The organism is Segatella copri (assembly GCF_026015295.1).
GTDB lineage: Bacteria > Bacteroidota > Bacteroidia > Bacteroidales > Bacteroidaceae > Prevotella > Prevotella copri_C.
In genome coordinates, this window is sequence record NZ_JAPDUW010000001.1 from 1,368,217 (window position 1) to 1,389,776 (window position 21,560).

Below are 21,560 nucleotides of genomic sequence, written 5' to 3' on the forward strand. Positions count from 1 at the left end.
ATTATCTGATTCACCGTTATTTATCATCCTTTTTCTCCTGAAGTTTTGCTTCATTCCATAGTTTATCCATTTCTTCTAAGCTCATATCTTTCAAGTTTTTACCTTGCTTTAAGCTATGATCTTCTACGTAGTTGAAACGGCGGATAAACTTCTGGTTGGTTTTCTCAAGCGCATTATCCGGATTGAGTTTATAGAGACGTGCTGCATTGATTACAGAGAAGATGAAATCGCCCAATTCCTGGGTAGAATTCTCTTTGTCGCCTTTAGCCAGTTCCACCTTGAGTTCTTCCAGTTCCTCCTGCACTTTGTCCCACACATCTTCTTTTTCTTTCCAGTCGAAGCCTACATTTCTAGCCTTGTCCTGAATGCGATAAGCCTTGATAAGAGACGGAAGAGAATTAGGGACACCGCTCAACACCCGCTCATTTCCATCCTTCTCCTGCTGCTTAATCTGTTCCCAGGTTTTCTCAACAGAAGTAGCAGTTTTCGGCTTGCTGGCGCCAAGAGCCAAGGTTTCTTCCGAGCTGGCAGTTCCAGCCTTCCCGGTTTCTGCTTCTTCAGACTCTCTATATACCACCTGTCCCTCATCGTTGATATACATATCAGGATTCGAAACCGTCCAATTTCCTTCCTCCTTCCAGTTGATGAAAGGATGGCGGAACATCAATTTATCTGCCTCCTGATTGCAAACATCGCAAATATCGAACTCGCCGTCTTCTCTGCCGATGATGCTATAGAACATCACGTGCTCCAACACATCGCCCAACTCCTTCTTGATATCCTTGTAATCGCGCTTCATCAAGGCGTCACAAAGCTCGAAAGTCTCCTCGATCGTATTCGGACGAAGACTCTCGAATGTCTGCTTTTTATCCCATGGACACTGCAGGCGCAAACGGTCCTGCACATCCAGCAAGCGGCTGAACGCCGCCAGTTTTTCTTCTTTCGTATGTCCTTTTCCTGTATTACTAACCATCGTTTTGTGCAAAAATTAATAATTTTGATGCAAAGATAGTATTTTTCGCCCAAAAATTAGTATCTTTGCACCGTTTTTTAAAGAAAAAGAAAGAAAAAGAATAAAAATTAGATATAAACAATGGAATTAGCAAGTAAATACGATCCACAAGCAGTGGAAAGTAAATGGTATCAGTACTGGCTCGACAACAAGCTTTTCAGCTCTAAGCCAGATGGTCGTGAACCTTATACAGTGGTTATCCCTCCACCAAACGTAACGGGTGTGCTCCACATGGGACACATGCTCAACAATACTATCCAGGATATTCTCGTTCGCCGTGCTCGCATGGAGGGCAAGAACGCATGTTGGGTACCAGGTACTGACCATGCCAGTATCGCTACCGAGGCAAAGGTTGTAAACCGCCTCGCTCAGCAGGGCATCAAGAAGACCGACCTTACCCGCGAGGAGTTCCTCAAGCACGCTTGGGACTGGACTCACGAGCATGGTGGCATCATCCTCAAGCAGCTCCGCAAACTCGGTGCCAGCTGCGATTGGGACCGCACAGCATTCACCATGGACGAGACCCGCTCTCGTGCCGTTATCCACGTATTCTGCGACCTCTACAAAAAGGGGCTCATCTATCGTGGCGTGCGCATGGTTAACTGGGACCCTAAAGCTCAGACTGCACTCTCTGACGAGGAGGTTATCTACAAGGACGAGCACTCTAAGCTCTACCACTTGAAGTATTACGTGGTAGAACAGGACTGCCAGCAGGTGGATGAGGAGAACGTGATACACAAGGATGAGAAGGGATACTATGCCGTGGTAGCAACCACCCGTCCTGAGACTATCATGGGTGACTCTGCCATGTGTATCAACCCAGAGGATAAGAAGAATACCTGGCTGAAGGGTAAGCACGTTATCGTGCCTCTCGTAAACCGCGAGATTCCTGTCATCGAGGATACATACGTAGATATCGAGTTCGGTACTGGTTGCTTGAAGGTAACTCCAGCTCACGATATCAACGACCACGCACTCGGTTTGAAGCACGGTTTGGAAACCATCGATATCTTCAACGACAATGGTACCATCAGCGAGGCAGCAGGTCTCTATGTAGGTATGGACCGCATGGACGTGCGCAAGCAGATTTCCATCGACCTTCAGAACGCCGGTCTGATGGAGAAGATTGAGGACTATAATAATAAGGTGGGCTTCTCTGAGCGTACCAATGTGCCTATCGAGCCAAAGCTCTCTACACAGTGGTTCCTCAAGATGCAGCACTTTGCCGACATCGCCCTTCCTCCAGTAATGGACGATGATATAGAGTTCTATCCTAAGAAGTACAAGAACACCTATCGCCACTGGTTGGAGAACATCAAGGACTGGTGTATCAGCCGTCAGCTCTGGTGGGGTCACCGCATCCCAGCCTACTACTTCGACAATGCCGGCAAGAAGGATTTCGTGGTAGCTGAGACTGCAGAGGAGGCTCTGAAACTCGCTCAGGAGAAGAATGCCAACATCAAGGCTGAGGATCTTGAGCAGGAGAGCGACTGCCTCGACACCTGGTTCTCTTCATGGTTGTGGCCTATCTCTCTGTTCGATGGCATCGAGCATCCTGACAATGAGGAGATCAACTACTACTACCCTACTTCCGACCTCGTAACTGGTCCGGATATCATCTTCTTCTGGGTAGCACGTATGATCATGGCTGGCTACGAGTATCGTGGCAAGATGCCATTCAAGCACGTATATTTCACAGGTATCGTACGCGACAAGCTGGGCCGCAAGATGAGCAAGAGTCTCGGTAACTCACCAGACCCACTGGTTCTGATTGACAAGTTTGGTGCCGACGGTGTCCGTATGGGTATGATGCTCAGTGCTCCAGCCGGCAACGACATTCTCTTCGACGAGAGCCTCTGCGAGCAGGGACGTAACTTCAACAATAAGATCTGGAATGCCTTCCGCCTCGTGAAGGGTTGGGAGACTGCAGATATCGAGCAGCCTAAGAGTGCAGAAATCGCCGTGAAGTGGTTTGACGCCAAGCTCAAGGAGGTGAACGAGGAGATGCAGAAGCAGTTTAAGGACTACCGTATCTCTGAGGCATTGATGACTGTATATAAGCTGTTCTGGGATGAGTTCTCATCTTGGTACCTGGAGATGGTGAAGCCAGCTTACGGCCAGCCTATCGACCAAAAGAGCTACGATGCTACCCTCCGTTTCTTCGATGCCCTCCTGAAGATGTTGCATCCATTCATGCCATTCATCACCGAGGAGTTGTGGCAGCACATCTACGACCGCAAGGATGGCGAGAGCATCATGCGCGAGAAGCTGGATATTCCTGCACCTACAGCCGAGGAGCAGAAGTTGGCAGCCGACATTGAGGCAGTGAAGCAGATTATCGCCGGCGTTCGTACCGTTCGCAACCAGAAGAACATTGCCCAAAAGGAACAGTTGTCTCTTCAGGTAGTAGGCAAGAACGATTTCGAGGCTTACAACGACGTAACGCTGAAGATGGCGAACCTTGATAAGATTGAGGTCATCGCTGAGAAGAGTGCCGATGCATCAAGCTTCATGGTAGGTACCGACGAGTTTGCCGTACCATTGGGCGACCTCATCGACGTAGCAGCCGAGATTGAGAAGGCAGAGGCTCAGCTCAAGCACTTGGAAGGCTTCCTGATGGGCGTACGCAAGAAACTCAGCAACGAGAACTTCGTAGCTCACGCACCTGAGAAGGTAGTAGCCCTGGAGCGCAAGAAGGAAAGCGACTCTGTTGAGAAGATTGCTGCCCTCAAGGCAACCATCGAGGAACTCAAGAAGAAATAATAGTATTATATTTAATGTTGAATGTTGAGTGTAGAATGTTGAATTAGTCAAGCTGATTCGTTAGCAAGATTGCAACTCAACATTCAACATTCAACATTCAACATTTTTAATTATGATCAAGAAGCTTTTCACCTTATTTATATGTACGCTATCTCTAGCAGCAACTTTCACCAGTTGCGGTGATGAAGCTATTGATGTAGAAAGCGTCAATAAGCAGACTATCTTCGTCTTCTTTCCATGGACGGGCGACACAAGACGCACAGGTCTATATAGTGATTTGAAAAATAACGTAGACAGCATGTGCGAAGGTATTGTTGCCAAGAAGGGATTGAACAATTCACGTGTAATGGTTTTCATGAGCCAGAATTACAAGAAGAGCTATCTTATAGATCTTCAATATGACGGCAATACGAAAACCGTCATTCGCGACACTTTGAAAACATACGATGAAGCTACATATACTACAGCAGAAGGATTTGCAGAGATTCTGAATGAGGTGAAACGCCGTGCTGAAGCCCTGAATTATTCGCTCATCATCGGAGCTCATGGCTGCGGATGGACCTACAAGAGCGATTGGGTTCACTATCCCTATATGGCAAGACCTAATGCTGGTTTTGCTCAGAAAGGAAGCACCAGCTACCCTACCGCTACCGGCAATTTCAGCGGAATACAGTTTGGTCCCGATCCCAACAAACCTATCACCCGTTTCTTCGGAAGCGTAAGTTTAGAAGAAAACGCTCTCGACGTTCCTACCCTGGCTGAAGGAATCAAACTCAGCGGCACCAAGATGCAGTACATCCTTTTCGATGCATGCTATATGGGCAATGTTGAGACTGCATACGAACTGAAAGACGTCACTAATTTCCTAATCAGTTCAAGTAGCGAAATAATGGGAGCCGGCGTTCCATACAAAACCGTATGGAGTTATCTCAACAGTTCAGCACCCAACTACTCAGGATTTGTCAACGGAGTTGTCAATTTCTATAAGAATAATAGAACCCCATATTGCAACATGGCAGCCATCGACTGCCGTCAGATGGATAATCTAGCTAGTGTGATGAAGGAAATCAATAGCAAATATACCCTCTCATCATCCGTTCCGCTCGATTCCATACAGTCTCTGGATGGTTTCTCTCCCAACCTCTTCTACGACATGAGCGTATACGTAGATAGTCTTGTTCCAAGCGGCTCTCTGAAAGACAAATTTAATTCACAGATGAAACTCACAATCAAAGCAGCAGCTCATACAGATGAAGCGTATACAATGTTAATGAGTGATAGAGGTACAACCTTTAAAGTAAAGAACTATTGCGGTCTTTCTATCTCCGACCCTAGCCAGCACAGCGTAGCTATCAAGGGCAGAGAGAAAACAGCATGGTGGAAAGCTACACACTAATAAGCAATGAAGAGTGAAAGAAACTCCTTATTGGCTTTTAAGAAAAATATTATATAAAAGAATACATGATGGAATATTTTATCATTGAGAATAACGGACTGCAAGCGGGTCCATTCAGCCTGGAGCAACTCGTCCAGAAGGCTATCACACCCGAGACCCTTGTTTGGGCACAAGGCATGAAAGACTGGACTCCTGCTTGGAAAATAGCAGAACTGAAGACAGTTCTAGAAACTATAGAAGCAATCAAAGCTAATACAGCCAACAAAGAAAATGCAGAAGGAACATCAGCAGATGCAGCCGGCAACAACGGAACAGAAGCAGCAAACTTTCAGGCTGCAAACCAGCAGGGTTTCCAGCAGGCACAGCAGGAGGCTTACCAGCAAGGCTTTCAGCACGGCGCTGCCATGAACCAGGGCTACAGACAGGAACCGGAAAAGAAAAAATCGAGCAAGACCCTCTGGAAAATCATCTTAGGTCTTATCGTACTTCTCTTCCTGGTTTTCGCCATAACCAATCCAGGACCTGATGCCCACAAAGAAAAGGTAAAGACTGAGGCAGCCAAGGCTATCGACAAGGCTACAGAAACCAGTGATAACAACTTCTTCACCCAAAGCATCCGTTCCATTGCCAAAATGATGGCAGGAAGCGCTATCGATGAAGTGATGAACCAGCTCTTCGAATACCACAACTATATCGTATGCTCTAAGGGAACCGTTGAGTTTAATGGCAAGCAGCACACCATAAGCTTCGGAATCCTTGGCAGCGTTTACACGATGAATGCTGATGATATGGTGAAAGCGCTGGAAGGTGCCGACAATCTGCAGATAGAAGAAACCACCAGCTCATCAACCGATGAATCCCCTTCGGTAAGCGATAATAGCAGCGATGGTTCAGAAGAAGACGGACTGGGCGCTTCCGTTCAGAAGAAACTGGAAGATAAGGCAAACCAGGCCATGGATCAGGCTGCCGACAAGGTAAGCAAGAAACTGGAAGAGAAAATCAACAAGAAACTCGATGAAGCAACCGATTCTTCAACCGTAGAAAAGATTCTCGACAAGATTCTGGAACTGATCTAGCATCAGAAATCCGAAGAAACATAAGAAATATGACACATTTCTCAATTTGACAGCATGGCGGCTTGACGTATATCAAGCCGCCATTGCTGTTTAGTTGACGTGTATCAAAAAAAGCCCCTTTTTCATCATTTTGTCATGTCTTTGTGACAGATATTCAAGAAAAAGGCATTACCTTTGCACCAGAAAACAGTGAGATTGTAAAAGGATAATGTAAAACAGGAGACCTCACATGGAGGCTCCACAAAGAAAGAAAGGAAACAAATTATGATGACGACAGTAATGATTCTTACAGTTGTGGCAGCTATGATTGTCAAGGCTGTAAATGTAAACAACAACATGGAGATGGGCAAGTAAAATTGACCACCGTTCATGAACAAAAAGAAAAAGGAAATGGCAGAAATGCCAAGTATTAATTTTAAAAAAAAGGATAACGATTATGAAAACAATGTATGCAAACATCAAGAAGGCCTTGAAGGCTATTCTTGCAAATTACATGACCGCAATGGAAATGTATGGTGAGGCTTTGAACAGAAGCCGTGGCTGTGCTTGCGCATAAGGGTTCCAATCCCTTCATGCTGCGGCATAAACTAGATTGAAAGCAAAAAGTAATTACGTTTAAATAAAGAAAAAGCGTGTAAGTTACCATACTTACACGCTTTTTTTGTATCTTTGCAACCAGTTAGTAAAATTTTTAAAAAGAAGAAACGATGAACTCACAAGATATGATCAACAGGCTGGAATCGAAAGGCATTCGGCCAACCGCCAACCGCATACTCGTAATGAAGACCCTGATGGGCGAACAGAACCCGCAGAGTCTGAGCAATCTGGAACGAAAGATGGTTTCGATGGACAAGTCGAGCATCTTCCGTACCCTTACCCTCTTTCTGGAACATGATGTGGTACATGCCTTCGAAGATGGGCGAGGCGTACTCTGCTACGAACTCTGCGAAGAAAAAGGCGCCTGCGATCATCACGACGGGCATATTCATTTCTACTGCGAATCTTGCCAGCGTTCCTTCTGTATGGAGGATATCCATATTCCAAGTTTCGAGCTGCCCGAAGGCTTTTACCCCCACTCTATTTCCTTTGTCATCAAAGGCGAATGCCCGGATTGCAGAAAGAAACACCAGTAAAGCGAAAGGTACATTCTGCGTTAATTTAGCATAAATATTTTTGAAATTCTATTGTTTTTCCGATATTATCATTACTTTTGCAAGCGATTATCACGGGGTGTTGAAAGATTCGGCTGAGATGATACCCATTGAACCTGATGCAGGTAATGCTGTCGCAGGGATATTTGATAGCGCTTTATTCTTTCTCTTAAGGCTTTCATCTGGAAGTTCACCGTGTTTGATTACATATTATCTTATCATCGCTTTCGGGCGATAGAAAAAGCGTAAACAAACGGATTATTCATCATATAAAACGAACAGAATATGAAAGTAACTATCAACAACAAAGAGACCGAGACACAGGCTAAAACCATCAGGGAGTTAGCCCAGGAACTCGATTTGCCAGCTACAGGAGTTGCTGTAGCTATCAGTAACGAAATGGTGCCTCGTGATGAATGGGAAAACACAATCATCGCAGAAGGAGCAGACATCGTTATCGTAAAAGCGTTCTGCGGAGGATAATGGTCTCAGAATACTGCGGAAAAGAATCATCCAAAAGTACTTTTCCTACAGAAATGAAAACAAAAATAACAACTCTATAATAAAACAATGGAAAAATTAGTAATCGCAGGCAGAGAGTTTAACTCCCGCCTCTTCTTGGGTACAGGAAAGTTTAACAACAATGCCCTCATGGCTGAAGCCATCAAAGCATCAGAAACAGAAATGGTTACTGTTGCTATGAAACGTATCGAACTCGAAGACAAGCAGGACGACCTGCTCTCTCATATCGTGCAGAATCCAAATATCCAGCTCCTTCCTAACACCAGTGGCGTGCGCAACGCCGAGGAGGCTGTCTTCGCTGCACAGATGGCTCGCGAGGCTTTCGGAACCAACTGGCTCAAACTCGAAATCCATCCAGACCCTCGCTATCTTCTTCCTGACTCTATCGAGACGCTGAAGGCTACCGAGAAACTGGTAAAGCTCGGTTTCGTGGTATTGCCATATTGCCAGGCAGACCCAACCCTCTGCAAGCACCTCGAAGAGGCTGGTGCTGCTACCGTGATGCCACTTGCTGCACCTATCGGTACCAACAAGGGATTGAGAATGAAGGACTTCCTGCAGATCATCATCGAGCAGGCTACTGTTCCAGTAGTAGTAGATGCAGGTATCGGTGCACCTAGCCACGCTGCCGAGGCTATGGAGATGGGTGCCAGCGCTTGCTTGGTTAACACAGCTATCGCCGTTGCCGGTGACCCTGTAGAGATGGCTAAGGCATTCAAGGAGGCAGTCATCTGCGGTCGCCGTGCTTACGAGGCAGGTCTCGGAGCCATCAGCGATTGTGCTGAGGCAAGTTCTCCTCTCACCGCATTCCTCAACGACTAATTATAATATAGATAATACAAAGGCATGAAGGATGAAGGCAAAGAAGCAAGAACGCTCTTTTTACCTTTTTACCCTTTTACCTTTTTACCTTTAAAAAATTATGCCAAACGATAAGAAAGCTTACGCCCAGAGAGAAAAGGCGTATATGCAGGGAAAACTCTTCCCACAGATCAAGGTTGGAATGACCAAGGTAAACCTCACTCCTACTGTTGTGAAGGATGAGCGCGGCATTCCTCATACAGAGCCAAACGCTCCGGTTTACATCTACGATACCAGCGGTCCTTACAGCGACCCTAACTATCAGGTAGATTTGAAGAAGGGCTTGCCAAGAATGCGCGAGCAGTGGATTCTCGACCGCAACGATACCGAGCAGCTCAAGGAAGTTACCAGCGAGTATGGCAAGCAGCGCCTTGCTGACCATAGCCTCGACCACCTCCGCTTCGAGCACATCCAGTTGCCTCGCCGTGCACAGGCTGGCAAGCACATCACCCAGATGGCTTATGCCAAGGCTGGCATCGTAACTCCAGAGATGGAGTACGTGGCTATCCGCGAGAACATGAACTGCCAGGAGTTGGGCATCGATACCCATATCACCCCTGAATATGTGCGTGATGAGATTGCACGCGGACGTGCCGTTCTTCCTGCCAACATCAACCACCCGGAGAGCGAACCGATGATCATCGGCCGCAACTTCCTCGTGAAGATCAATACCAACATCGGTAACTCTGCCACTACCTCCAGCATCGAGGAAGAGGTGGATAAGGCTGTATGGTCTTGCAAGTGGGGAGGCGATACCTTGATGGACCTCTCTACCGGCGACAACATCCACGAAACCCGTGAATGGATTGTGCGCAACTGCCCTGTACCGGTAGGAACCGTGCCTATCTACCAGGCTTTGGAGAAGGTAAACGGCAAGGTAGAGGATTTGAACTGGGAGGTATTCCGTGATACCCTCATCGAGCAGTGCGAGCAGGGTGTTGACTACTTCACCATCCATGCCGGCATCCGTCGTCACAACGTGCATCTCGCCGACAGCCGTCTCTGCGGTATCGTGAGCCGTGGCGGTAGTATCATGAGCAAATGGTGTCTCTACCACGACCAGGAGAGCTTCCTCTATGAGCACTTCGACGATATCTGCGACATCGTGGCACAGTATGACGTTGCTCTCTCTTTGGGTGATGGTCTGCGCCCAGGCTGTATTGCCGATGCCAACGATGCAGCCCAGTTTGCCGAATTGGATACCATGGGCGAGCTTGTTACCCGTGCCTGGGACAAGAACGTACAGGCATTCATCGAGGGTCCTGGTCACGTGCCATTGCAGAAAATCAAAGAGAACATGGAGCGCCAGCTCGACCACTGTCACGAGGCACCATTCTACACCCTCGGCCCATTGGTTACCGATATCGCTCCAGGTTACGACCACATCACATCAGCCATCGGTGGCGCCCAGATAGCATGGCTCGGCACCGCAATGCTCTGCTATGTAACACCTAAGGAGCACCTCGCATTGCCTAACAAGGAAGATGTGCGCACAGGTGTGGTAACCTATAAGATTGCCGCTCATGCAGCCGATTTGGCTAAGGGTCATCCAGGTGCAACCATCCGCGACAACGCCCTCTCCAAGGCACGTTTCGAGTTCCGCTGGAGAGACCAGTTCCACCTCTCCCTCGACCCAGAGCTCGCCTTAAAGTATTTCGAGGAGGCAGGTCATACAGACGGTGAGTACTGCACCATGTGTGGTCCAAACTTCTGCGCCGCCAAGTTGACACACGATTTGAGAAAGTTTAAAAAGTAAGAAAATGTTTTCAGACGAATTAAAGAATATCAGTTGGGAGGAGACCACGGAGCGCATAGCTCGAATGACCGATAATGATGTGCGTCGTGCCCTTGCCAAGGACCATTGCGATGTGAACGACTTCATGGCGCTGATTTCACCTGCAGCCGAGCCATACCTGGAGGTAATGGCGCGTCTTTCCCGCAAATATACCGAGGAGCGCTTCGGCAAGACCATGTCGATGTTCATTCCTCTCTACATCACCAATTCATGCTCTAACTCCTGCGTGTATTGCGGTTTCCATCGTGAGAATCCGATGGCTCGTACCATCCTCACCCCAGAGCAGATTGAGAACGAGTATAAAGCCATCAAGCAGCTGGCTCCATTCGAGAACATCCTTCTCGTTACGGGCGAGAACCCAGCCAAGGCTGGCACCCCTTATCTTGCCAAGGCAATCGACATCGCCAAGAAGTATTTCTCTAACGTGAAGATTGAGGTGATGCCGCTCTCTACAGAGGATTACAAGACCCTCGCCGACCATGGTATGAACGGCGTGATCTGTTTCCAGGAGACCTACAACCACGAGCACTACAAGCTCTACCACCCACGTGGCATGAAGAGCAAGTTTGAGTGGCGCTGCGATGGTTTCGACCGCATGGGTATGGCAGGTGTCCATTCCATCGGTATGGGTGTGCTCATCGGCTTGGAGAAGGAATGGCGCACGGATGTAGTGATGATGGCTCATCACCTGCGCTACCTGCAGAAGCATTACTGGAAGACCAAGTACAGCGTGAACTTCCCTCGTATGCGCCCTGCACAGAACGAAGGTTTCCAGCCAAACTGCTTCATGACCGATAAGCAGTTGGCACAGGCTACTTTCGCCATGCGTATCTTCGACCACGATGTGGATATCTCCTACTCTACCCGTGAGCCAGCCTACATCCGTGACAACATGGCAACATTGGGTGTCACCACCATGTCGGCAGAATCAAAGGTAAATCCTGGCGGTTATCATACCTATCCTCAGGCATTGGAGCAGTTCACCGTAAGCGATGAGCGTACCGCCAAGGTAATCAATGCGAGATTGAAGGAATTGGGCAGAGAGCCAGTCTGGAAGGATTGGGATGCCTCATTCGATTTCTTCGGAAATATCGCAAACGGATAAAGAAGATGTAATTAAACAGAATAAAAAAAGAGTGTATCATAAATTCATGACACACTCTTTTTTGTTAATATTCTCAGACTGACGCCCCTATATCGCCCCCAGCCCATCAGCAACTTATCAGCCAATTCCCCCAAAATCATCAGTAAACAGCAAACTATAAACTATTAATTGTAAATTACTAAAGTTTCGCAAGTGAATAAATATCAACTTGCTTGTTTATAAATATACATATTACGTAGCGTATGGGAAACAGGATTACTTTCGATGAAATCTGCCAGCAACTCTGTAGCATCTATAGAGTAACGCTCTGCTGCTTCCAGAACAAAGTCCAAAATGATAGCCCATAATTACCTGCGCACCATTAGATACAGCCGTAGTACTATCTACACCACAATATCTACCTATCACGAAAAGATCGGCCAAACCATAGAGATTCTGTAGGAAATAAGCCAGAATATAAGGTAACAGAAAGGTCGTGATATTCCCCAAAATGCTACCTTGTGTCAAGTCTGTTCTATTCATCGGTTGCAAAGATACGATAAAAAGAGAGTTACTCCATGCCGGGCATAGATACAAAAAAACTCCGAAGAACCAAGATTGATTCTTCGGAGTTTTTTGTACACCCTTAGGGATTCGAACCCTAGACCCACTGATTAAGAGTCAGTTGCTCTACCAACTGAGCTAAGGGTGCCTCTGCTAAAAGCTTTGTTTTCAAAAGCGAGTGCAAAGGTAATACATTTTTCTGAAACCACCAAACTTTTATGGATATTTTTTAATAAAATTCTGCTAAAATCTACTGAACAGCTTAAAATGAGCTATTTATGAATAGTTCACCTCAATAGAGGTAATGACTTGGCAATAGTACCAACTTCTTCATTATACATAAGTTTGCCTTGCTTGTCAAACAACTCTGTTACGATTGCAAAGATAAATTTAAAATCTGAGAAATAACATCTTTTGCGTTGTTTTTATAGATTATTAAATTATGGTCGGAAAATGTCTCAGAAATGCAACTGTACAATATCTAAAGAAACACATATAAGTTTCATATACAGCATTAAAAACATGAGAAATGTTAAATGCAATTCCCTTTCTAACAATACAAAGCAAAATTTTCTCGTTTGTAGATTGTTTTTCGTACTTTTGAAATTAGAATTATAAAAATGGGTATTTTTAGAATTTATGACTAAGGAGTAACAATATACCCATTTTGTAAATAAAGGGAATGTTGAACACCTAAAAATATCAATTTATGAAAACCAAAGGACGCAACATATGCGATACCCTCAAGGCTATTCGCAAACAAATAGCGGATGCCAATGGGATAGACTATTCACCCGAAGAATGCCACTTCAAGGGCGAATGCAAGGGAACTTGCCCAAGATGTGAGCAAGACGTGAGAGACCTGGAACATGAGTTGAGAATCAGACAAATGGCCGGGAAAGCCATCAAGGTCGCAGGAGTGGCATTGGGAATCACCGCCCTCACCGCATCCACCACATCATGCGCCACCCAGAAGGGATATTATAGTTCTATATCAGAGAAAACCCTCCCTATTCTATTTCAAGAATATACGCCAAACGATTCCGTCCTCCTCAAAGAAAAAGAAGCACTAAACAAGAAAGGAGTACTTTTTGTACAAGGGCATCTCATTGACGAGCAAGGAGATCCACAAGTAGGAGCCACGATTACGGCAAAAATTTCTGGCAGCAAGACTATTGCTGACAAAGATGGAAACTTTACTATCGAGGTGGAGAAAGAAGATATAATCACCGTGAAATATCTTGGCATGCAAGACAGAATCATCAAAATCACAAAAATGAGCCAAGAGAAACTCAATATTATCACTTTGACAGAAAGCAGAGATGTCTTGGGGGAAGTCGCAGTTATCAGAGGAACAGCTCCTATCATCAAGAAAGATACTCATTCAGAAGAAGCAAAGCAAGAAAAGTACACGAATGATGGTAAGACCGCCATCATCCAACAAACCGTCGCATCAGACTCCACCAAGAGCAGCAAGCTATTTGGCGCAGCAATCGAGGAAATGGCATCATTCCCTGGCGGTTCAGCTGCATTGATGCAATACATCGCCCAAAATCTCCGCTATCCAAACATACAAGGAGATTGCAATATACAAGGAAGAGTCATTGTTGGTTTCACTGTCAATGAAGACGGAACCCTGAGTGACATCAAGGTGATGAAAAGCATTTCCCCTACCTTCGACGAGGAAGCCATTCGGGTAGTGAAAAGTATGCCGAAATGGAATCCTGCCAAGCAAAATGGCAAGGCCGTAAAAACGAAATATACAGTCCCCGTTACCTTTAGATTAGAATAAAATGAAGACCGCCCCACTCATTTGCATCGACCGCCACCGCCTTACGATAGACGGCGAGGGTGTCACCACCCTCGTGGCATTCCACGGATGCCCTCTCCATTGCAAGTATTGCCTCAATCCCCAATGCCTCGAAGCCGACGGCGTATGGCAGGAGATGGACACGGAACTGCTGATGATGAACGTGGAGATGGACAATCTTTATTTCTTGGCGACAGGAGGCGGCATCTGCTTTGGTGGAGGCGAACCACTCTTGCGAAGCGCATTCATCAAGGAATTTTGCGAGCAATGTCCTGAGGGATGGCAGTTTACGATGGAGACGAGCCTCAACGTGCCTCGCCATCACTTGGAGGAAGTCATCTCCTTCATCGACTCCTTCATCATCGACATCAAGGACATGACACCTGCCATCTACCAAGCCTATACCGGCAAGGGCAATCAGCAAGTTATTGAGAACCTTGTCTGGCTCTACTCCCATGCCAAACATAAAGATAAAATCACCCTCCGTCTCCCCATTATACCCAAGTTCAACACTGAAGAGGACAGAAAACACAGTCGTCAAGTCTTAGAAGAATTAGGGTATGAGAATTTTGATGAATTTGAATATGTGATTAGAGGATAAACTGGTTAAATCTATGCCCTACCGAGACTATGGTCTCATTTCAGTGTTGTTTCTACGGACTATCTTGCCGTTCAAGGTGGACTCACGGATATACTCAGCCAACTTGCGATTGGTTTTTCTCGCCATCAATTTCAATACCTCGTAGCTTGGCAGAGAGAATTTCTTCGTGTCAAACTTTGACAGCTTGCGAATCCTTTTAGTGGGCAGTTTTCCACCCTTTCTCCTGGCTTGTTCATGCATGCTTGTAATTCGACATACTGTTTATAGTTGGTACACTCACTTTCTGCGACCGTTGGGAACAAAAATTCTCCGCCCTTATGGTGGAGCGAGGAGTTTTGGGGTTCCCAAAACATAACCTCGCTCCCTCCTCTAAGAACAAAAGACGAGACATTTGCCTTTCAGCTCTCCATGCCCAAGGTTGCAGACCTTAATTCTCGCAATTTGCACCAAAAATCAAAGCTGCCACATTGAAGAATAAGGTCACAGATACAAACTACCTTGTTATTGAAGTGTGCAAAGGACAAGGTGATAATATTCAGTGCGCAACTTGCCAAGTGTAGTAATTGTGTTTTGTCGTTTTACTTTGTGAACTATGCCGAGTGTGTTATATGCGCTGTGTGTCCTCGGTATAGTCTGCATAAATCTAATGCCATGCTAAAACACTGCGGAGGTTTGCCCAAGTGGCTGGAGGCGCAAAGCCTCCAAGGAACGTTGCTGCAACCATTTCGGAGAATAGAGCGGTTGCCAATAAATCCACAAGTACATTCTACGGCAGACCAAGTGATGGGTATTTTTCAGTTGAGTAGTTGAGAATATGTTGTATGGTAATGAAAATCAAAGACTTAACTTATCAACAAGTTCTCAACAAAAGTTTCTACACAACACTTCACTGGGCAAAAGAGAAACATAGGCATGAACATTGAGGATTTCTCTTTTCATCATTCTCTTTCTTTTGTTGAGATATTTGTTGAGAGTATGTAGAGCCGTAAATACTTGATATTCAACACTACTTTCTGTATATTCAACAAATCAACAAAAATAAGGGGATTAGTCCGCCCTTTTAATGGCTTAGGACTATCCCCATCAAATAAGCTGCTTCATACCAATGCTTATGTACTTCTTCGTGACAGAACGACAGCATTAAGCCAACGACAAGAGGACATTCAGTTAATAGCGTTTGTCCCTCCATTGAGTTGTAGGATAATGACACTACCTTTCTCTTTTGCCCCGTACAACCTCTTTATGATTGTGTCACGAAATCGAACAGCACCGTATGAATTTATACGGAAACAAAGGGCAACAATCATCGGGAAGCCATACTGCGTTTGCCAAATGCCCTTGGAAGTTTCCTTTTTCTGTTGGACATCCGACACCAAAAACAAGCCTTCCTTGTACATTGACCTTATCACAGCATGGAGTTTCGGGGCGGTGACATGAAGCATATCAACCAATTCACCCTCAATCATCCACAAGTCTTGCAAGTTGGACGGAATGGAAAACTCTCCATTTCCGTCCATAGTGATTACAGTTCTTTTCATGCCATTCCTCCCATTGTTGGCAAATGCCCCTTGATTCGATTTTCAAAGACTGATATGTCATGCTCCAACTTGGTGCTTGTCACCTTGGCATATATCTGCGTCGTGGTGATGTTCGTGTGACCGAGTATCTTGCTTACTGTCTCAATCGGCATACCGTATTCCAGGGACAATACTGCAAACGAGTGCCTACTAACGTGGTACGAGATTCGTTTCTTGATGCCACACATTGCAGCCACTTTCTTGATGCGCTTGTTGATAGTGTCAAGTCTGCCGATATTGAACAAGTGGCTGTCCTTTCTCAATGGCTTGTATCTCTCAACAATCTGCATCGGAATATCCATCAGCTTGACTTGAAACGGCACGCCTGTCTTTTGACGCTTGGAAACTATCCAAGGAGCACCGTTTATCATACAGATGTTGTCCTCCGTCAGGTTCTTTGTGTCAATGAAAGAGATACCTGTCCAACAGCCAAAAACGAAAAGGTCTCTTGAAAATGCCATGTTTGGGTCTTCCAACTTTATCTCGGTCATGGCGGTAAGCTCGTCCAAGGTCAAGAACTCACGCTCCTTGTGGTCTGGGTCAACGTGGTACATGGCAAAAGGGTTTCTCGGTATCTTGCCGTTGTAGTGTGCTGCCGTGACGATATGCTTCAACGGAATGGAGTATATCCAAATGGTGGACTGCGTAAGCCCTACAACGTTCTTCAAGTACAGGCAAAAGTCACGGATGAACTCCTCGGTAAGCTCATTCATTGCCATGTCGCTGCGCTTGTACTGAAACTTGATGAACTCGGCAACGTACTTTCTTACCACAAGATACTTGCGATAAGTCCTAACAGCTCGGTCTTTGCCCACACGTTTGGCAAAGGTTGCGTTCTCCTTGTCAAAGGCTCTGAGCAATGTCTCGTACTCCATGCCTATGCCTTGATAAGCGTTTCTCACCATTTCAGCGGTAACGAACGCCTCACGGTCGGAAAGTCGTTGGTAATGCTTGGTGATTTGAGCCTTGATGTTGTCAAGCGCAAAGTTCACCTCCTTGGCTTCCTTGCTTCTTCCCTTTGCTCTGTTGCCCTTGGCATCCCATATCGCCTTGCTTACGCTCTGCTTGCAGCTGAACTGTGCGATAGTTCCGTTGATTGTCACTCGTCCCATGATAGGGACAATTCCGTTTCTCTCCTTGCTTCCATTTACATAGAAGACTGTCTTAAATGTACTTCTCATAATTCCTTGCTTTTGTTCGGTGCAAAATTAAATCATGAGAGTTGCATGGCAAATTCTAAACCTGTGCAGAATGGAGAAGTAAGAACCGAAGCCGTTAAATATGCTTATTAGGGCATTTCTTTGAGGTAATGACTTGAAAGCGTTTCCACTTCTCAAATCCGCCATTTTCGCATTTCCTCACGAATGCCACTTAAAGCCAACGACTACCACAACCACTTGAAACTCAAAACAAAAGCTCAAATCTGCTATTTTTTGCTTTTTTTATCAGTCTTTTTTGATAAAAACTTTCATTTTATCCATCATGGTTGGTTGATGAAAGCATTATTCCTTCAGCCAACCACCTATCAGACTGATGATTTCCTGTCTTGTAGGCTCTGGGAACGACAAGATGCGAGTTTTGTGCGAACCGCCATGACACATATAAACATGCAGGTTCTTCTTGTTCTTGGTGAAAGGCAAGCCATAAATGCCCGAAGCTCCCCAAGGATCGATATCGCCATAAATATAAACCATCTTCGGATCATTCTTGGTCAGGAACTCTACCGTATGATTATAGAGTGCTGGCGAAAACTCCACGTTTTCTGCCCCCTTTGGTACCATCAGTTTCTTCAGATAGCCTTTAGCTGTCTTGATACTGAGATATTTCTTGAATGGTTTGGTATAATAGCCGTAATAACCCAACTCCCGGGCTGCCTGCACATCAAATGAGGCAGTGGCATTATAGTTGGTGAAATAGTCAGGTTCACACATGTTGATCCAGTAATCAAACACCGTCTTGTCATCTGCCTCTCTTGCAGGAATCTTGTTGATGTCTTCTCCCCACTGCCAGAAAGCAAAGGCGTATTCGAATACAGAGTAATCAAAAATCTCTGCCAGCGGAGCATTGAATACATATTTCTTATCGTTGCAATATTTCTCGAACATTGGCAGCAACGCAGCCTTTCGCTTGAAGAGGAGCAACTGGAAATCGAGCACCTTCTGTCGGTTTTCCTTGGTTGATACCTGATATTGCAGGAACTTCTCATGTCGTCCATCCTCCACACCCTTGTTGAGCGGAGCTACGTATGGCACAGAAATATCTACATCATCAGGGAAGTAAGAACGGTAGAACATCGTAGTCTGTCCGCCCTTGCTGATGCCGGTAGCAATCCATTTTCCCTTGTACATCGCATGCAGGGTCTGGTTTACATGATGCAGGTCATAGAGCGAATTCTCAACGGTAAGATAATCCCAGTTGCAAGGACTAGGCATCGACTTGTCGAAATAACGGTACTCTACGGTAATGATATTCGTATCGAAGAGTTTGGAAAGTTCCTCGATATATCCTTCACGCAGCGCATAGTTGGCATTATATCCTTCTGTCACGAGCACGGTAGGACGGTCGAATCCTCTATGGCAGAGCACCACCCTCTGTTCGAAATAGCCCTTGGATGCATCCTTGGCATCGAGCTGCTGCTTGATAAAGAACACATACTTTTCCGGGAAATGCGTACTTTTCAGCGTTTCCACGTTACTTACTCCAGGCAAAGCAGCCAGTTGCTTACCAGCCACGCCCAGTTCTGCCGCCAGCATCTGCAAAGGCAGGATGAAGAGCAGCAGCATCAATTTCAAAAATCTCAGTTTCATCTGATTCTCTCTTTTTATATATTATATTCTAAAATTCAAGATTGCAAAATACATTCTATATGTTTTCTAAACAGCTGCAAAGGTAATGATTTATTTTTGTTCGGCAAAGAGAAACCCCACCTTATTTATTATATGGGCAGCAATTAAGGAAATCAGAACAAGAATCCTGCATTGATATAGAATCCTACATTCTTACCCAAGCTGGAATAATTAGCCTGAATGCTTACCGGACCCAACACGAAATCATAGGATGCTCTCAAGGCTCCTCCCCACAAATCATCACCGATGAGAATATGGGAAAACTTGCGGGCTTCCTTGCCATACTCTCCCAGAGCGGTAAGATAGAACTTTCCTTTCACCCGATAGCGGAAACCGAGCTGACCTGTCACCACATTGCGCTCCAGCAGATGAACATGCTGCGTACTCTCCCATGCCACCTGCCAAGGCAGATAGTAACCGTCAGCTACTCCACCTGCATAATTCTGATAAATGGCTGGTACGGAACTGCCAAACAAGAAACGGCTCTTGAGTTTAGGAAGCAGATAGAATCTGGAATTGAGACGTACGGCACATTCTCCTTGAAAAGCAGCCTCGCCAAAAGGATTACCTTCTGCATAATGTATTCCGTCATCCGTATGCAGAATGCCCTGAACCTGAATGCGGCTGCCACGGGTCGGGAAATAGCGGCGGTCGTAAGTATCCATCACAACAGATGCAAAGTAGTTCAGAAAATGGTCTGACGAACGTGTCTGGATGCTTCCGTCCCGTTCGAACATATCAGAATGATAATGGTAATAATCAAACTGCACTCCCGATTTCAATCTGAAATTACCGATATCGCGGGTATAGAATCCAGCGAAAGAATGCGAAAGAAACTCCAGGGCATCCAACTTATGCTTGTCCGCATAAAGGTCGAAATCATAATGAGCCATACGATAGGAAATGCCTATTTTCGCTCCGAAAAGGTTGCCATAGGCATATTTCATTTCCAGATAGGGATTACGGGAAATGCGACCTGTAAAGGCATAATGATGACGGGTAGAAAACTGCTGGTTATTGGATATCTGAGCTATGACGCTCGCCAAATCCTGCGTATCAAAACGTGCACCTACACTGATTCTTCTTGATTCGTTGGGTTCCAGCATGAATACCAGGTCATAAGGTTCCTCGTTAGACTGTCTGTATTCTACACGCGAAAAGATATTCAGTCCCCTGAGCATGGCAAGTGTGCCATCTATCTCCTCAGGACTGACTTCCGAATTCTCCCGTAAAGCTATTTTCTTTCTAATCCACTTTTCCTCCTCTCCGCTGATGCCTTCTATCCGGATGCTTCCTATATGATAAGCTTCCGTCTGAGAAGGTTTCGGCTGTTTGAGGCGTTTATCCTGTAATGTATCATCAGAGGCTACAGAATCACAAGCATCTGCATAGATATACTTTCTCAGAGCCATCAGTTCATCCCATTTCTGGCGGGCAGCCTGTTCTCCCCGCTGTATCATGGTATCAATGGCTTCAGATTGGAAACTGGCTGCCGAATAACCTTTCAGAGAAGGATTGATATAAAGATCGGCTTCAGCCATATTCTTCCGGTATTTGTTCTGCCCCATCATACTTATGAGCTGTTCTACAACAGAAGAAGCCGATTTCAGCTCTTCCTTCTTCTTCCAACCGGTACTCAAATCTACACAGATAATCACATCCGCTCCCATTTCCTTTGCCACATCAACCGGCAGATTGTTCAAGGCGCCTCCATCCACCAGCATCTTCCCTTTCCATTCTACCGGAGCAAACACGCCCGGTATCGACATGCTGGCACGCATCGCCATAGGCAGCGAGCCCGAAGAAAACACCACCTCCTTGCCTTCTACCAGATCTACCGCCACGCAACGGTAAGGAATAGGTAGGTTGGAGAAATCATCCACCTGATGATACCCCACGGTAAGTTTAGAGAAAAGGTTAAAGATATTCTGCCCCTTCACATAACCGGTTGGCAACGAGACCTTCCTCTCTTTGGAAAGAGGAATATGAACGATATATTTCTCCCTTTCTTCTTTAGAAAGAAAAGTCTCCGATTCACGTTTCACCTGGTCGCTCAAAAGGAAAAGCCAGTTCTGGTTACGGTAGAGGCTATCAATATCCGCAGCATCGTAGCCGATGGCATAGAGTCCGCCCACGATGGCACCGATACTGGTTCCGGCAATATAATCTACAGGAATATCAGCCTCTTCCAGCACCTTGAGCACACCTACTTCAGCCGCGCCCTTGGCACCACCTCCACCCAACACCAGCCCCACCTTCTTGCGTGGCTGCTGGGCTTGCAGAGGAGTATATGCAAAGAAGCAGCAGAATAAAACCAAAAAACATAATATCTTATCTCGATGTACCATCATATTGCTCCTTTTTTAAATGAATAACTGACACGGCAAATACTCTTCACTCTTCACCAACCCCTCTGAAATACCGATAAACAGGGCGGTTGGCGGAGGTGAAGAGTTCTCAGAAGCTCTTCACCCACTCTTCACCACTCTTCACCTAAATACT

General features: G+C 45.8%; 16 protein-coding genes, 1 tRNA gene and 1 riboswitch. Of the genes, 10 read left to right on the forward strand and 7 right to left on the reverse strand.

Going from position 1 to position 21,560, the window contains the following annotated elements; all coding sequences use genetic code 11:
• Window positions 1–16: 16 nt before the first annotated feature.
• Window positions 17–973: a nucleoside triphosphate pyrophosphohydrolase gene (gene mazG / locus ONT18_RS05945; protein WP_117692430.1), complete on the reverse strand. Its 957-nt coding sequence runs from the start codon at window positions 971–973 to the stop codon at window positions 17–19.
• A 120-nt stretch (window positions 974–1,093) separates the two neighbouring features.
• Here mazG and ONT18_RS05950 point away from each other — a divergent pair, with 120 nt between their 5' ends.
• The 8 genes from ONT18_RS05950 (at window position 1,094) to thiH (ending at window position 11,681) form a co-directional block, all read left to right on the forward strand.
• Entirely contained in the window at window positions 1,094–3,775 is a 2,682-nt protein-coding gene (locus ONT18_RS05950; protein ID WP_218484180.1) for a valine--tRNA ligase, read from the forward strand.
• 112 nt (window positions 3,776–3,887) lie between these two features.
• The gene (locus ONT18_RS05955; RefSeq protein ID WP_144151536.1) at window positions 3,888–5,171 is read left to right on the forward strand and encodes a clostripain-related cysteine peptidase; all 1,284 of its coding nucleotides are present in this window, start codon (window positions 3,888–3,890) and stop codon (window positions 5,169–5,171) included.
• A gap of 65 nt (window positions 5,172–5,236) precedes the next feature.
• Window positions 5,237–6,247 (forward strand): GYF domain-containing protein, encoded by a 1,011-nt coding sequence (locus ONT18_RS05960; protein ID WP_264904505.1) that lies wholly within the window; start codon window positions 5,237–5,239, stop codon window positions 6,245–6,247.
• 707 nt (window positions 6,248–6,954) lie between these two features.
• On the forward strand, window positions 6,955–7,380 hold the full coding sequence (locus ONT18_RS05965; RefSeq protein WP_264904507.1) for a Fur family transcriptional regulator: 426 nt from the start codon (window positions 6,955–6,957) through the stop codon (window positions 7,378–7,380).
• Between the two features lie 83 nt (window positions 7,381–7,463).
• Window positions 7,464–7,558: riboswitch (TPP riboswitch) on the forward strand.
• A 125-nt stretch (window positions 7,559–7,683) separates the two neighbouring features.
• Window positions 7,684–7,881 carry a sulfur carrier protein ThiS gene (gene thiS / locus ONT18_RS05970; RefSeq protein ID WP_006848697.1) on the forward strand — a complete coding sequence of 66 codons (198 nt, stop codon included), beginning with the start codon at window positions 7,684–7,686 and terminating at the stop codon, window positions 7,879–7,881.
• An 87-nt stretch (window positions 7,882–7,968) separates the two neighbouring features.
• Complete coding sequence (locus ONT18_RS05975) at window positions 7,969–8,742, forward strand: thiazole synthase (protein WP_117585967.1); 774 nt, start codon at window positions 7,969–7,971, stop codon at window positions 8,740–8,742.
• A 100-nt stretch (window positions 8,743–8,842) separates the two neighbouring features.
• A complete protein-coding gene (gene thiC, locus ONT18_RS05980) occupies window positions 8,843–10,537 on the forward strand; it encodes a phosphomethylpyrimidine synthase ThiC (RefSeq protein ID WP_119237117.1) in 1,695 nt (564 codons plus the stop codon).
• Between the two features lie 4 nt (window positions 10,538–10,541).
• Window positions 10,542–11,681, forward strand: coding sequence for a 2-iminoacetate synthase ThiH (gene thiH / locus ONT18_RS05985; protein WP_006848700.1), 1,140 nt, complete (start codon window positions 10,542–10,544; stop codon window positions 11,679–11,681).
• Between the two features lie 618 nt (window positions 11,682–12,299).
• On the opposite strand, the gene ONT18_RS05990 is transcribed toward thiH, so the two are convergent.
• A tRNA-Lys gene (locus tag ONT18_RS05990) sits at window positions 12,300–12,372 on the reverse strand.
• 561 nt (window positions 12,373–12,933) lie between these two features.
• Here ONT18_RS05990 and ONT18_RS05995 point away from each other — a divergent pair.
• Both ONT18_RS05995 and ONT18_RS06000 read left to right on the forward strand, forming a co-directional pair.
• Window positions 12,934–14,016, forward strand: coding sequence for an energy transducer TonB (locus tag ONT18_RS05995; RefSeq protein ID WP_264904510.1), 1,083 nt, complete (start codon window positions 12,934–12,936; stop codon window positions 14,014–14,016).
• Window position 14,017: 1 nt separating this feature from the next.
• Window positions 14,018–14,635: a radical SAM protein gene (locus tag ONT18_RS06000; protein WP_077197181.1), complete on the forward strand. Its 618-nt coding sequence runs from the start codon at window positions 14,018–14,020 to the stop codon at window positions 14,633–14,635.
• A gap of 27 nt (window positions 14,636–14,662) precedes the next feature.
• Here the strand turns inward: ONT18_RS06000 and ONT18_RS06005 are convergent, their stop codons facing one another.
• The 5 genes from ONT18_RS06005 to ONT18_RS06025 form a co-directional block, all read right to left on the reverse strand.
• Window positions 14,663–14,875, reverse strand: coding sequence for a hypothetical protein (locus ONT18_RS06005; RefSeq protein WP_061450686.1), 213 nt, complete (start codon window positions 14,873–14,875; stop codon window positions 14,663–14,665).
• A gap of 923 nt (window positions 14,876–15,798) precedes the next feature.
• Window positions 15,799–16,173 (reverse strand): hypothetical protein, encoded by a 375-nt coding sequence (locus ONT18_RS06010; RefSeq protein ID WP_118065237.1) that lies wholly within the window; start codon window positions 16,171–16,173, stop codon window positions 15,799–15,801.
• A complete protein-coding gene (locus tag ONT18_RS06015; RefSeq protein ID WP_301331979.1) occupies window positions 16,170–17,393 on the reverse strand; it encodes a site-specific integrase in 1,224 nt (407 codons plus the stop codon). Before ONT18_RS06015 ends, ONT18_RS06010 begins: the two co-directional genes overlap by 4 nt.
• A gap of 321 nt (window positions 17,394–17,714) precedes the next feature.
• Window positions 17,715–19,019, reverse strand: coding sequence for a S28 family serine protease (locus ONT18_RS06020; RefSeq protein WP_264904511.1), 1,305 nt, complete (start codon window positions 19,017–19,019; stop codon window positions 17,715–17,717).
• A 152-nt stretch (window positions 19,020–19,171) separates the two neighbouring features.
• Window positions 19,172–21,409, reverse strand: coding sequence for a patatin-like phospholipase family protein (locus ONT18_RS06025; RefSeq protein ID WP_264904512.1), 2,238 nt, complete (start codon window positions 21,407–21,409; stop codon window positions 19,172–19,174).
• Window positions 21,410–21,560 lie beyond the last annotated feature (151 nt).